General features: G+C 40.0%; 10 protein-coding genes and 2 pseudogenes. 8 read left to right on the top strand and 4 right to left on the bottom strand.

What is annotated here, in order from left to right; translation table 11 throughout:
* A pseudogene (locus L652_RS01000000123600) lies at positions 1 to 906 on the bottom strand (ISAs1 family transposase); the annotation flags it as partial.
* A 169-nt stretch (positions 907 to 1,075) separates the two neighbouring features.
* Here L652_RS01000000123600 and L652_RS0109390 point away from each other — a divergent pair.
* From L652_RS0109390 to L652_RS0109355, 8 genes are all read left to right on the top strand, one after another.
* Positions 1,076 to 1,423 carry a hypothetical protein gene (locus L652_RS0109390; RefSeq protein ID WP_010554760.1) on the top strand — a complete coding sequence of 116 codons (348 nt, stop codon included), beginning with the start codon at positions 1,076 to 1,078 and terminating at the stop codon, positions 1,421 to 1,423.
* Positions 1,424 to 1,527: 104 nt separating this feature from the next.
* Entirely contained in the window at positions 1,528 to 2,766 is a 1,239-nt protein-coding gene (locus L652_RS0109385; RefSeq protein WP_024603421.1) for a TolC family protein, read from the top strand.
* 62 nt (positions 2,767 to 2,828) lie between these two features.
* Positions 2,829 to 4,175 carry an efflux RND transporter periplasmic adaptor subunit gene (locus tag L652_RS0109380; RefSeq protein ID WP_024594653.1) on the top strand — a complete coding sequence of 449 codons (1,347 nt, stop codon included), beginning with the start codon at positions 2,829 to 2,831 and terminating at the stop codon, positions 4,173 to 4,175.
* A gap of 12 nt (positions 4,176 to 4,187) precedes the next feature.
* Positions 4,188 to 7,388, top strand: coding sequence for a CusA/CzcA family heavy metal efflux RND transporter (locus L652_RS0109375; protein WP_024603420.1), 3,201 nt, complete (start codon positions 4,188 to 4,190; stop codon positions 7,386 to 7,388).
* 199 nt (positions 7,389 to 7,587) lie between these two features.
* Positions 7,588 to 9,201, top strand: a complete 1,614-nt coding sequence (locus L652_RS0109370; RefSeq protein WP_002962882.1) for a phosphoethanolamine--lipid A transferase — start codon at positions 7,588 to 7,590, stop codon at positions 9,199 to 9,201.
* Positions 9,202 to 10,104 (top strand): cation diffusion facilitator family transporter, encoded by a 903-nt coding sequence (locus L652_RS0109365; RefSeq protein WP_002962881.1) that lies wholly within the window; start codon positions 9,202 to 9,204, stop codon positions 10,102 to 10,104.
* Positions 10,091 to 10,822, top strand: a complete 732-nt coding sequence (locus L652_RS0109360; protein WP_002962876.1) for a phosphatase PAP2 family protein — start codon at positions 10,091 to 10,093, stop codon at positions 10,820 to 10,822. Before L652_RS0109365 ends, L652_RS0109360 begins: the two co-directional genes overlap by 14 nt.
* On the top strand, positions 10,812 to 11,189 hold the full coding sequence (locus tag L652_RS0109355) for a diacylglycerol kinase (protein WP_010554758.1): 378 nt from the start codon (positions 10,812 to 10,814) through the stop codon (positions 11,187 to 11,189). The genes L652_RS0109360 and L652_RS0109355 overlap by 11 nt, the downstream gene beginning before the upstream one ends.
* A 173-nt stretch (positions 11,190 to 11,362) precedes the next feature.
* Here the strand turns inward: L652_RS0109355 and L652_RS01000000123595 are convergent.
* The 3 genes and pseudogenes from L652_RS01000000123595 to L652_RS0109340 all read right to left on the bottom strand — a co-directional run bounded on the left by L652_RS01000000123595 (position 11,363) and on the right by L652_RS0109340 (position 13,559).
* Positions 11,363 to 12,832 (bottom strand): annotated as a pseudogene (locus tag L652_RS01000000123595) (IS66 family transposase).
* The gene (tnpB, locus tag L652_RS1000000124920; RefSeq protein ID WP_024596287.1) at positions 12,829 to 13,263 is read right to left on the bottom strand and encodes an IS66 family insertion sequence element accessory protein TnpB; all 435 of its coding nucleotides are present in this window, start codon (positions 13,261 to 13,263) and stop codon (positions 12,829 to 12,831) included. The pseudogene L652_RS01000000123595 and the gene tnpB overlap by 4 nt, the downstream one beginning before the upstream one ends.
* Entirely contained in the window at positions 13,260 to 13,559 is a 300-nt protein-coding gene (locus L652_RS0109340; RefSeq protein WP_002963294.1) for a hypothetical protein, read from the bottom strand. The genes tnpB and L652_RS0109340 overlap by 4 nt, the downstream gene beginning before the upstream one ends.
* Positions 13,560 to 13,634: the final 75 nt, after the last annotated feature.

The raw sequence follows: 13,634 nt of genomic DNA, 5'->3' as shown, positions 1-13,634 counted from the left end.
GTGGCTACGTACCGCATTGAGCGATTGCTCTGCATCTAGTGCCAACGAACTAATATACCAACGGGTTTCTATAGTGTCTGTACCCGCCGATTTATCGTGAACTTGTGCGGTGACTTGAATAACACTCTTTAAACCATACCATTGGTAAGTTTTGCCTAACCAACTTTTATCAATAAGTAATTGCTGACAAGTTCTTGTTTCAATGCGCCCATGCCCTGAGCTGATTTCGGCATGTTTATCATAGTTACTCTTGGTTAATCCTTCGCGCTCATTCTTATGCCACCAAGCTTATAATTCAATCTGCATACCCGAGTGGTTGCCCTTTAGCGCCAGAATATAATCCGCTTTCTGCTTAATTATTTGTTTAGCAATTTCTTGTTGGCACCCCATTGCATCAAGCGTGATAATACTATTTTCAATATCCAACAGGGTAAGTAATTCAGGAATTGCGGTGATTTCATTTGTTTTGCTATCAACGGCTGTTTGCCCTAACACTAATTGGTGTTGGCAGCTCCATGCGCTGACGGTATGTAAGGCACTTTTTCTATCTTTGGTTGTAAATGAACGACGTGCTGTTTTTCCATCAATGGCAATGATATCAGCACCAGTGGTTTCAATAAGTGATGATATCCAAGATTGAAATGAATGCTCTATTTCATCTGATTTTAACCGACAAATGACACGGGCAATGGTGTCGTGTCTTGGGATACCCTCTTTGAAAGCGCCATATTTTTTTAACCAATCAAGTTTTAGATGCCCAAAATCTTCAATATCCTCCCATCCTTCTGCGCCGGAGAGTACAGCACTAATGGCTAAGAGGAGAATATCGATAAGTTCATGCTTTTTACAGCGTTCAATGCGAGGATCGGTAATTGAATCAAAGTGTTTCAGAAAAGTAGCGCTCATATTAAGTGACCAAGGTGATTATAATGCCTTGATCTGATCGCTACTTGTTCTAGAAGTTCAATTTATAATGATCTTGCCGTGGATTGTCCTGTATAAACTACTTAATTTGATTGACTTGAGTGGGTTTCTTGACTACCATGTTTTTTAAAATTTTGATGTTAGAGTAAAAATGAAAAATACTTGGATTAGTTTGTTAGTAGTACTATCGATTGCATTGCAGTCGTTTGCTTCTGTGGCTAATTCAAATGAAAGTCATCAGATTGACTCTCTACATATTCAAACAGAACATTCCCATGATAGTGATGATATTGAACTTTTCGATGAATCATCTGACACTGAACATAATATTAAAGATTGCCATCATTGTGGTCACTGTCAAGGCACTCACACACAGTGGGTTGCCAGTAATAAATCTACACTACAGACCCCTAAACTTATTATTACAAATCAATATTTTTATGCTGATCATGTAGATAAAATATTCACTGAAGAACCTATACGCCCTCCAATCGTTTAATTTAGTTTTAAAGCTATATTCGTAACAAATTTATTCTTAACTAGCGCTTAATGTAGCCTAGTTGGTTTAGTTGCGGCATTTTATTATTAAATTAAGAGATTATTATGAAATTTTTCTCAGCAAAATCTGCTGGAATCGCATTATTTATCGGCTTTTCAGCAAGTTTATCTGTTAGTAGCTTCGCTTTTGCTAAGCCAACGCTATCGAGTGACTGGCTCGATCGGCAAATCAATAAACACCCTGATATTGTCTCAGCACGTGAACTCATGAATGCTGAATTTTCCAAAGCACAGGGCAGTAAGTTACCACTTTACAACCCAGAACTATCGACAGGTTACGAGCGTGAAGGTGACGGAAATAATTACAATATTGGTATTAGCCAAACGATTGACTTGTGGGATAAGCAGGCTGTTAATGCTGCTATCGGCGATAAAATATTAACGGCGGCCAGTAAACAATTCACTTATGCGATAGAGCAGAAAAAAGCACAAGCCTTAAAAGCACTTATTAATTGGCAACTTGCCATGGATAAGTCGTCACTTGCTTTTGAACAAGAGCAACAGTTAGAAACCTTGCTTAAAATTGTAACTAAAAGGCAGAAAGCTGGCGATCTTGGTCAGGTTGATGCTGAGTTAACTTTCTTGAATTTGTCGCAAATGCTTAATAAAACGGCCCAAATACAAGCACAGTTAACACAAGCTCAAGCCAAGGTTAATGAGTTGTTGCCTGATTGGCGTCCTGATACACAAGCATATCCAGAGCAGGGCTTAGGCGTTACAAACTTTCAAGTAGCTGAGCAGTGGTTAACGCAGCACCCGCAAGTATTAGCCTCTCAAGCACTGTGGCAAATGCAAAAAAGTAAAGCTCAATATGCCATGCTTGAAACCAAAGCCGATCCTACCATTGGAATTAGTGCCGGAAAAAATGATGTCGATAATGTTGTCGGAGTTACTTTTTCTATGCCGTTAAATATTCGTAATGATTACCAAGCTAATGCCAAAGCACAAAACCAACAAGCTATCGCCGCAGAAGCAAATTTTCGTTCAGTAATGCGTAAGCAAAAGTATTTGATACAGGCAAGTACTGCCTCACTAATCTCTAATAAAAAATACCTTGGCCGTTGGCAACAGTTAATGCAAGGACGCGGCGAACACAGCGCGCAGTTATTGCAAAAACAATGGCAAGTAGGTGATTTAAATACCTCGGATTATTTATTGGCATTACAACAAAGAGCGGAAGGTTTATACGCGGGCATTGAATTACAAGCCCAGTTCAAAATAAGCGAAGTGCAATGGCTACTCGATGTAGGCCAATTAAATGCGGCAACTAAGCTATTAAACTAAACCTATTATATCACTTTACGCGGCTTGATGAGCGTGAATTGTTACAGAATTTGGAATTAAAAATGAAAAATAAAATAACTGATAAAACATCTCATAAAATAGTGAAAAAAATAAAACTCATTACCCTAAGTAGTTTATTTACTGGCTTAGCTGTCGTGTCAACTACGGCATTATCATATAACGATGCCGCTCTAGAAAAAACGCCAGCAGTAGAGCAATCCATCGTATTAAAAACTGACCATGATCATGACTCTGAAAGTGAAGAAGTGCATGACGAAAGTGGTCATGAACATGGTAGTGATGAAAGCAAAGACGACCATGCTGCGGAGGAGAAATCTGATGACGGTCATGACCATGGTAGTGAAACAGCGAGTAAAGAAACAGCTGAAGAAGAACATGAAGAAGGCATAAGTTTTAGTCCAGAAAAAATGGCACTCGCCAATATCAAAGTGACTAACTTAAAGCCGGCAATTTTTGCTAAAAGTATCTATGCACCAGGAGAAATAAAAGCGAACGGTTATACCAGTTACATTGTCTCTTCACGTACTGAATCGGTAGTGATCAGTCGTCATGCTATTTTAGGTGAACATGTGACTAAGGGTCAGTCTTTAGTTACCTTATTTAGTGAATCAATGGCCGAAGCACAAGCACAATATCGTGTTGCTTACAGTGAGTGGCAACGAACTAAAAAATTGGGCCTTGGCACCGTCAGTGAAAGCCGCCTAATAGCCAGTGAAACAGATTACATTTCAGCTTATGGTCGATTAACTGCCTTTGGTTTAACCAAAGCAGCCATTAAAGATATTGTAAAAAACAACTCATCAAATCTTGGTGAATATACCTTAGTCGCTCAGCGCTCTGGTGTGGTTTTAAGTGATGATTTCTCTCAAGGACAACGTGTGCCTGCCGGTGAAAAAATCATGGTATTGGCTGATGAAAAAGACTTATGGGTTGAAGCGCGTGTTTCGCCAAATAAAAAATTAAGTCTTCCTATTGGCACCATTGCAAAAGTTGAGTTTGCCGGGCAAGTGCATGTTGCCAAGGTCATTCAAGAAGCACATACCATTGATCCAAGTACGCGTACCCGAATCGTTAGACTGTCGGTTGAAAATACTGATGACAGTTTGCATTCAGGCATGTTTGTTAATGTAAATTTTCAGTTTGATACGCAAAGCCCTGTAATGGCAGTACCAGAAACAGCATTAATGCGTGGTGCCGATGGTGATTGGACGGTATTTGTTGAAGACCATTCTGGTGAATTTAAAGCCGTTGAAGTTGAATTAGGTCAGCCATTAGGCAATTACCGTCAAATTATCGGTATTGAGCCTAATACCCGTTTGGTAACAAAAGGTGCCTTTTTTGTTGCGTCAGAAATAGCAAAAGGCGGATTTGATCCGCACGGCCACTAGGGGAATAAGATTATGTTTAATAAAATGATTGATTGGTCGATCAATAATCGACTCTTAGTAATTATCGCCCTAATTGCTACTATGGCAGGCTCTGTTATGGTGATCCCAAAACTAAATTTAGATGCTTTTCCTGATGTAACCAATGTTCAGGTAGCGGTTAATACTGAAGCACCGGGCTTAGCCGCTGAAGAAGTAGAGCAGTTAATAACCTATCCCATTGAAGCAGTAATGTATGCGTTGCCTGATGTAGAGCAAGTACGCTCTATTTCAAAAACGGGTTTATCGGGTGTTACTGTTGTCTTTAAAGAAGGCACAGACATCTACTTTGCTCGCCAGTTAGTATTTGAGCGTTTACAAGCGGCAAAAGAGTTAATTCCGCAAGGCGTGGGCACACCAGCAATGGGACCTAACACCTCAGGTTTGGGTCAAGTTTTTCAGTATTTGTTAATTGCAGATAAAGATTCTGGTTATGATTCTATGACCTTAAGGAGCTTGAACGATTGGATAGTAAAGTTATTGGTTATGCCGGTAGATGGTGTTACCGACGTCTTATCTTTTGGCGGCAACGTCAGACAGTATCAAGTCAACATTGAGCCAAGTAAATTATTATCATATGAGTTAACGCAAGACGATATTGTTACTGCACTCGATAACAACAATGCCAATGTTGGCGGTTGGTACATGAACCGTGGACAAGAGCAATTAGTTATTCGTGGCACAGGTTGGTTTAATAGTGGCGAAGCAGGTTTAGCTGATATTAGACAAGTACCGGTTAAAACGGTTGATGGTACTGTGGTGACTATCGAAGATGTAGCCAAGGTTTCGCTGGGTAGTGAAATACGCCAAGGCGCAGTTACTATGACGCGCAGAGATGCACAGGGTAACATTGAAAACTTAGGTGAAGTGGTTTCAGGTATCGTATTGAAACGTATGGGCGCAAATACTAAAGTGACAATCGACGGTATAAGTGCACGTATTCCAATGATCAACCAAGCACTACCTGAAGGCGTACGTTTTGAACCTTTCTACGATCAGGCAGATTTAATTACTAAAGCAGTTGATACTGTAGTGCAAGCATTAGCGCTGGCATTTATATTTATCGCTATCGTACTTGCTCTGTTTTTAATGAACTTACGCGCAACCTTTTTAGTGTTAATTTCAATTCCTATTTCAATCGCTATCGCCTTAATGGTGATGTCTTGGATAGGTTTATCGGCAAACTTAATGTCGTTAGGTGGTATCGCTGTTGCTATTGGTATGTTGGTTGATGGCTCTGTTGTGATGGTTGAAAACATGTTCAAACACCTTAATAGACCTGATTCAACACATTACAAAAATGCGCAAGCGAGAACGTTAGGCACAGATGCTGATCCCCACGATGTAGAACATGATAAAGAAGGCATTCCTCTACGATTAAAAGAAGCAGGAAAAGAAGTTGCACGCCCGGTATTTTTTGCTGCCTCTATTATTTTAGTGGTATTTACACCGTTATTTAGCTTTGAAGGAGTGGAAGCTAAATTGTTCCAGCCGATGGCTATCAGTATTATTTTAGCGGTTATTTCGGCTATTTTAGTGGCACTGTTTGTGGTTCCAGCCTTAGCAACCTTTATGTTTAATAAAGGCGTTAAAGAAAGAGAAAGTTTTGTCTTAAAACCATTAGATAAGCTTTATCGAAAAGGCCTCAAAGCCGCGATGAAACACACGAAAGTAGTTATTATTGCTTCATTATTGTTACTTGTGGGTGCAGCATCTTTAATACCTCAAATAGGGACTGAATTTGTACCAGAATTAGAAGAGGGTACCATTAACCTAAGAGCAACATTAGCGCCATCAGCAAGTTTAGAAACAGCCTTGTCGGTTGCTCCAATTCTTGAAGAAAAGTTAATGGAGTTCCCCGAAGTTGAATATACCCTAAGTCGAATTGGACGTGCTGAAATCGGCGGTGATCCTGAACCAGTTAATAACATCGAAATTTACATTGGCTTAAAACCTGTTTCAGAATGGACAAGTGCCAAAAATCGCGTTGAATTACAAGGTTTAATGGAAGAGAAACTTGAGCAATTCCCAGGGTTATTACTTAACTTTTCACAGCCCATAGCGACTCGTGTAGATGAATTACTGTCAGGAGTTAAAGCGCAACTTGCCATTAAATTGTTTGGACCAGAATTAGATATGTTGGCGAGCAAAGGTCAAGAAATTGAAGCGGCAATCAAACAAATTGATGGCGCAAGAGATGTAGCCTTAGAGCAAATCGCTGGTGAAGCACAGTTAGTGATTAAACCGAAAAGACAGCAATTGTCACGTTTTGGTTTGTCAGTTGGCGATGTCATGGAAGTGGTTAAAAACGGTATCGGTGGCGTTAGCGCTGGCCAAATAATCAATGGTAATGAACGTTATGATATTTATGTTCGCATTGAAGAAAAATACCGTGATAACCAAGAAGCTATTGCAGATCTGAGAATACAATCACCTACGGGTGCTTGGGTACGTTTAGGCGATATTGCTACCGTCAGTTTTGAATCTGGCCCACCACAAGTGCGACGTGATGATGTACAGCGACGCGTGGTAATTCAAGCCAATGTTCAAGGTCGAGACATGGGAAGTGTTGTTAGCGACATTCGTGCAGTTATTGATAGCAAAGTAGATTTACCTGCAGGTTATTCTGTAGTGATTGGTGGTCAATTTGAAAACCAACAACGTGCGCAGCAGCGACTATCAGTGGTAGTGCCTCTATCATTGGCACTAATTGCCTTGCTACTTTATTTCGCCTTTGGCTCTGTTGGTCAAGCGATGCTTATTTTAGTGAATGTACCCTTGGCCGTTATAGGTGGTATTTTCTCACTGTATATTTCAGGTCAATACTTGTCAGTGCCAAGTTCAGTCGGCTTTATCACTTTGTTTGGTGTCGCCGTGCTTAATGGTGTAGTCATGGTAGAAAGCATTAACCAGCTGGTAAAAGATGGTATAGACACCTCAAAAGCTGTTTTTGATGGGGCAGTATCTCGTTTACGTCCAGTATTAATGACCGCCATTACTTCTGCGTTAGGTTTAATTCCAATGCTGATGTCCAATGGAGTTGGCGCTGAAATTCAACGACCACTGGCGAGTGTTATTGTTGGCGGTTTGGTTACTGCAACGTTACTCACCTTGTTTGTGTTACCGGTTTTATATGCTTGGTTCTCAAAAGCCAAAATCAAAGATCTTAGAGACTAACGCGCTAGATAACTTAGTGACTTACTCATTAACTTACAAATTAATAAAGTAAGTAACTAATTTGATAGCACTATAAATCGCTACTAGCTAAGCTCTTGTCAAAAGCAGGGCTTAGCCAGTCATTTTCACTCGATGCAGAGATTCAATAGTAGGCTTTTATTAGCTTCGAATTTTTGCATCCTAAATTTAGGGAATAATGATGAAAAAGCTGTCGTTTTTCAATTATTCGCCAAACCTCCTTATTATCGCCACCGTGCTATTTATTATAGTGACGGGCAATTCTACATTTTTTGAACAAGTTAATTCGGTATACCCGTGGCAAGATAATCAAGGTTTTATTATCGCGCTGACTCTTGTGGTAATGAGTGTATTAACCATTATTGTGTCATTTTTCAGTATTATCATTCCCGTTCGAATAGTACTGAGCAGTCTTTTACTCTTATCTGCCATGGCTGGTTATTATACCGATAGCTTTGGCACCATCATTGATAATGTAATGATTCAAAACATTGCTGAAACGAATATCGATGAAGCAACTGACTTACTGTCATTTGAGTATTTTTTAACTGTTTTGTTGTTAGCCATAGTACCTATAGCTTGCCTTTTTATGGTCAAAATAGATAAATCGTCATGGACAAAAAACTGTTGGCTACAAATAAGTAATACCATCATGGCACTTGGTGTAATTACTGTTTCACTTTATATTTTTAGTGCTCAATTCACTAATTTCTTTAGAGAACACAAGCCATTAAGATTTTACTTAAATCCTATCTATCCCATTTACTCTACGGGATTTTTCCTCAAGGACGTGCTTGAACAGCAAGAAAATAACGAATTTTTAATGGTAGTAAACTCTGCCAATGATATTGATAAAGAGTCGCATAAAAAACTCTACATTGTCATTGTCGGTGAAACTGTCCATGCGGGTAATCTTTCTATAAATGGCTATAAACGAGAAACTACACCATTATTAGCTCAAAGAGATGATTTAATTAGTTTTGATAAATTCTATGCTTGTGGCACATCAACCGCGATTTCGGTCCCTTGTATGTTTTCATTCGATAACCGAGAGTCATTTGATAATAAAAAAGCACGGCGAACACAAAACGTATTAGATGTTATTTCCAAAGCCGGGGTAAGTGTCCTTTGGCGAGACAATAACTCTAGTTCAAAAGGCGTCGCAGATCGTGTCGAATACCAAAATTTCAAATCACCTGAGCTAAATTCAGTGTGCGATATAGAGTGTCGTGACATTGGTATGTTAGACGGTTTACAGGGGTATATTGATGATCAAGAAGGTAGTGTACTCATAGTGCTTCATCAAATGGGCAACCACGGCCCGGCATATTACAAACGATACCCCAAAGACTTTGAGAAGTTCACTCCTGCCTGTCAAACAAGCGAACTCTCCGCCTGTGAAACTAGCGAAATTGTTAATGCGTATGATAATGCCATTCTCTATACCGATTACTTTATCAATGAAACCATTAATTTATTAGAAGAGAACAATACCAACTTTGAAACTGCCATGTTTTATATTGGCGATCATGGTGAATCGTTAGGTAAGAACGGACTCTACTTACATGGTATGCCTTACATGCTGGCGCCTGAAGAACAGACTCATGTACCTTTAATTGCTTGGTTCGGCTCTTCATCACACGTTGATATGGAAAGTACGGTCAAACAAAGTAAAAAAGAAAGTTCTCACGATGCTTTTTCTTTTTCTTTACTACATGCGTTAAATATCAGCACAGATATGTCATTGCCTGAAAAAGCGCCATCACCACTATTTGTTACGCAAGAGGAAGAGTAAATGTCAAATAATAACCATACGCACAGCCATGCACATAACCATGACGGAAAATTAAGCATGGCAGTATTTATCAATATTTTACTTACTGTGGCCCAAGTTATCGGCGGGGTTTTATCAGGTAGTTTATCCTTGATTGCTGATGCGCTTCATAACCTCAGTGATGCAGGCGCTATCGTTATTGCGATTGTTGCGAGAAAAATTGCAAGAAAACCCGCTAATAGCCAAATGACTTTTGGTTTTAAACGGGCTGAAATTATCGGGGCATTAATCAACAGTACTACCCTTATTATTCTTGGTATATATCTCATTTATGCCGCAGTTGAGAAGTACTTTAACCCTCAACCTATTGATGGTTGGATTGTTGTTTGGATTGCGACAATAGCCTTAGTGATTGATTCCATAACCGCGTGGTTGACTTATCAAGCAGGCGCGAAGAATAACTTGAATCTCAGAGCGGCATTTATTCATAATTTATCTGATGCCTTTGCTTCTGTCGTTGTCATTGTTGCGGGTAGTTTGATCATTTTATATCAATGGTATGTTGTCGATTTATTGGCAACCATACTTATCTCGGTTTATGTGGTGTACCACGGTATTATTTTAGCTAAGCAAAGTATTCGTATTTTAATGCAAGCGGTCCCCGTTGATATCGATATCGATAAGATTTGTAAGGATATCGAATCAATGGAGAATGTTGAAAAAGTAAGACACATTCATGTGTGGCAATTAGATGATAGCGAAGTGTATTTAGAAACCAGTGTTAACTTAAAAACGATGGAACAATTCCAAGATCTTAAGCCAATTAAAGATTTGCTCGCAGCTCAATACGGTATTCACCACTCGACCATAGAAGTGGTAGTAGGGAACACCTTGCAAATGGAGAATTGTTTTGAACTTGAGTAAACACCTGCTTTATTCAATGTATGCATTAACGCTTATTGCTTTTTTATTTGAAACAACAAATAGCGATATTTGGCTTCAAAATTTGTTATTCAATGCATCCAACCAAACGTGGTTAATTGATAAATATGAAGAGCCTTATCGTTTTATTTTTTACTTGTTGCCTAAATACAGCATTATTTTGTTGGCACTGTCGCTCATTGCTTTTTACGTTATCGCTTGTAGACGCAAGTACTCTAAGCACTTTCAAAAGCGATTATTAGTGGTTATTTTCTCTTTGATGTTAGTGCCGTCAGTCATCGGCGGTTTAAAAGCAACAACCAATGGTGCTTGTCCTGCGCAGCTTGAACTATATGGCGGCGATGTCCCTTATGTTAAGGCGTTTGAATTAATGCCTGAATCGTTTGAGTCAACTAAAAAGTACAAGTGCTTTCCTGCGGGTCATGCCAGCGGTGGTTTTGCCTTAATGTCATTATTCTTTTTGTTTTATCGTCCGAAATACCAATGTATTGCGATAGCGTTTGCTGTTTCTACTGGCTGGATTATGGGGAGTTATAAGATGGCGATAGGTGACCATTTTTTAAGTCACACACTAACAACGATGACGTTGTCATGGTTAATCATTTGTTTGATAGCCGCGGTAGTGTTTCGTACCTTACACTTTCCTAATTCCAAACCTAATGCTAAGAATAGCCAACAGGAGCCAATCAATGGGTACTAAGCAAAAGCCGACGGGAATAAAACGAATATACCTAGCAGCGGGGCATTCACTCAGAGCGTTTAAATGGCTGATAGCAAATGAAGCAGCGTTTAAACAAGAATTCTGGCTGTCAGTTCTTCTCGTTGTGGGCTGTTTATTCTTTCCATTTTCACTTTTTGAGTACGTGATTCTTTGGTGCGCTTTATTATTCGTATTGTTGGCAGAAATCTTCAATACCGCTATTGAGGCAGTAGTCGATAGAATTGGCGCGGAAATTCATCCGCTGTCAGGTTTAGCGAAAGACTTAGGCTCTTTGGCTGTGATGGTGAGCGTTATCATCGCAACTTTAATATGGGCTGGTGTATTTATTCAGCACTTGAGCTTATGAAGTGTAAATGTTATTAGAATGTATAATAATTCAAAAATATATTTAATCTAATACTCTATGTTAGACAATTAAGAATATTTTCAGCCATGTCCGCTATAGATCAAAAAATACAAACATTTTTAGCCAAAACACTCAAATAGTAACTTCTGCTGTAAGCGTATAGCTAACGACACCTAGCCTTGCTTAATATTCCAAGGTAGCAGTGGCTCAAGGTTACTTGGCTGCTCTGCAATATGTTGCAAGCACGTTGAGATGTAGTCATGCACTACAAGATCATTTGCCTTTGCGGTTTCAACAAGACTATAGAGTATGGCGCTGGCATGCGCGCCATTACTGGTATTTGAGAACAGCCATNGGTTATTATCAATACTGAGCCTGCCATCATCGAGGTAACGCCTGAATTTCTCAAACTGGTTTATCGCATAGGTAATTGCTTTCCCTAGCGCCATTTGGGGAGGGATTTTATCTTTGTGTTTGAGTAACCATTGATACAATTCATCAACGATTGGTTTGGCTTTTTGCTGCCTAACGGTGAATTTTTCACTGACCGATTTACCTTTGATGGCTTGCTCAATACCATAGAGTTTGCGAATAAGGTTAAGTGCTACATCCGCTTTAACGGTTTTTTTATTATTGCCTTTGGCCTCGATGAACTTACGGCGTATATGAGCTAAGCACGCAACCAGTGTTGCCTTCGTTTGCTCGTATGCTTTGTAGCCGTCAACGTGCATGTAGCCTTGATAACCGTCAAGAAAACCAACTACACAGTGGGCCGCGCGACTATTATGATAATCAAACAGGACAATATTAGTGTCTTTACCCGGCTTATCATCGCCACAACAGTACAGCCACATATAGCTGGTCGCTTTCTCTGCGTTAATAACGTTTAACGAGGTTTCATCGCCATGAATAACTGCTTGAGATAACAAGATTTCTTTTAAACGCTGATAGAGCGGTGACAACAATTCAGCACAGCGTAACATCCAGCTCGACATGGTTTGCCTGCTCAACTCAATACCGATATCAGAAAATAACGTTTCTTGGCGATAAAGCGGCAAGCCAAACTGGTATTTACACATGATTATTTGGCTCAGTAAACTGGGCGTGGCGATACTTTTTGGAATAGGTGTTGCGGGCATTTTTGCCGTTTTCACTACACTTTCAATCCCTTCACGCTCACAGTGACGGCACGTATATTTAGGGCGAATAGTTTTGACAACCTTGATATGCGCTGGCACAAATTCGAGTGTTTCACTGCTGCTTTCACCCATTTTGTGAAGTGGGCTTTGACAGCAATCACACACTTTTTCATCCTCATCAAGGTCAACAACCACCTCGACTCGTGGTAACTGTGCTGGCAGTGGCCGGCGTTTCGGTTTGGCTTTTTCTTTCTTTACTAAGGGCGATGTGGCCAATAGCGCTTTATCATGTTCATCAAGAATGTTTTCTGCTTCATTGAAGCGCTCTCCAGCACCGGGCATCTTTTCAGATTTCTTCGCGTACTCTTTGGCAAGCTTCGCGTTATAAGCTTGCAGTAATTCGTGAATTTGCGCATCTTTTTCAGCAACGACCTAGAACAACTCAAGCACCATGCGCTTGAGTTGTTCTAGGTCGTCAGGAAGTAAGTGTGCATCAATTTTCATGTTCGCAATTTAACAGAATTTGACGTTGTTTTCTTGTTTGACGCAAAGATAAAGCAGGCGGTGTGGCAACGATCATTTACTGTCAATATGATCGATTGATACTGCAATTCTTCATGACCAAGCACATCATATCCCGACAACAACCAATCCAATTGCCCAGGACTGAGTTCAAATTCTTGCAAACTGACTTTACTTGGCCATTTGAACTTTTGTTTTTCTAAACGCTTGTACCACAAAGCAAACCCCGTTTTATCCCAGTAAACCAGCTTGAGTTTATCTTTCGATTTATTGCAGAACAAAAATAATGCGCCAGTGTAAGCGTCACGTTCAAGCTCGCTTTCAACGAGTGCGACCAGACCATCAATGGACTTTCGAAAATCCACGGCGTCACGATGCAAGTAAATACGCGCGGGTTCAACAAACATTTTCATAAGGCAAGCTCACGCAACAATTGACTCAAATAAGCGACAGGCATTGTGGGTGGGAAGCTAATTTTCACGCTGCCGATAGTAAGCATGATCGGCAGTTGCTGTTCAGTGGGGGCGACGTGTTTAGTGACTTTTGCTTGAACAAAACGACTGGATTCAGTATTAAGCTTACTTCGTGCCGCATAAAAGCTTGTTTTAGATAAGGCATGTTGCTGGCAAAACTCAGTAATAGTTAAATCGCTGGCTTGTTGTTCTTCGATAATGTTACGCCACTGCTCAAGGCTACGTGTTTTTCTCATGGCTATCTCCTAATTGAAATTAAGAAATAGCTTAATCGGTTTGACGAATTACTGGCAGGTGCACTTTGCTAGACG

Origin of the sequence: Pseudoalteromonas sp. TB25 (assembly GCF_000497995.1) — a bacterium.
In the GTDB taxonomy this organism is placed as follows: domain Bacteria; phylum Pseudomonadota; class Gammaproteobacteria; order Enterobacterales; family Alteromonadaceae; genus Pseudoalteromonas; species Pseudoalteromonas distincta.
The sequence above is the reverse complement of the archived record's forward strand: the minus strand, read 5'-3'. Positions and strand labels throughout refer to the sequence as shown.

Bases quoted from the DNA above. Each gene is read 5' to 3' on its own strand.
- L652_RS0109390 (WP_010554760.1), top strand. From the start codon at position 1,076: ATGAAAAATACTTGGATTAGTTTGTTAGTAGTACTATCGATTGCATTG.
- L652_RS0109385 (WP_024603421.1), top strand. From the start codon at position 1,528: ATGAAATTTTTCTCAGCAAAATCTGCTGGAATCGCATTATTTATCGGC.
- L652_RS0109380 (WP_024594653.1), top strand. From the start codon at position 2,829: ATGAAAAATAAAATAACTGATAAAACATCTCATAAAATAGTGAAAAAA.
- L652_RS0109375 (WP_024603420.1), top strand. From the start codon at position 4,188: ATGTTTAATAAAATGATTGATTGGTCGATCAATAATCGACTCTTAGTA.
- L652_RS0109370 (WP_002962882.1), top strand. From the start codon at position 7,588: ATGAAAAAGCTGTCGTTTTTCAATTATTCGCCAAACCTCCTTATTATC.
- L652_RS0109365 (WP_002962881.1), top strand. From the start codon at position 9,202: ATGTCAAATAATAACCATACGCACAGCCATGCACATAACCATGACGGA.
- L652_RS0109355 (WP_010554758.1), top strand. From the start codon at position 10,812: ATGGGTACTAAGCAAAAGCCGACGGGAATAAAACGAATATACCTAGCA.
- tnpB (WP_024596287.1), bottom strand. From the start codon at position 13,263: ATGAAAATGTTTGTTGAACCCGCGCGTATTTACTTGCATCGTGACGCC.
- L652_RS0109340 (WP_002963294.1), bottom strand. From the start codon at position 13,559: ATGAGAAAAACACGTAGCCTTGAGCAGTGGCGTAACATTATCGAAGAA.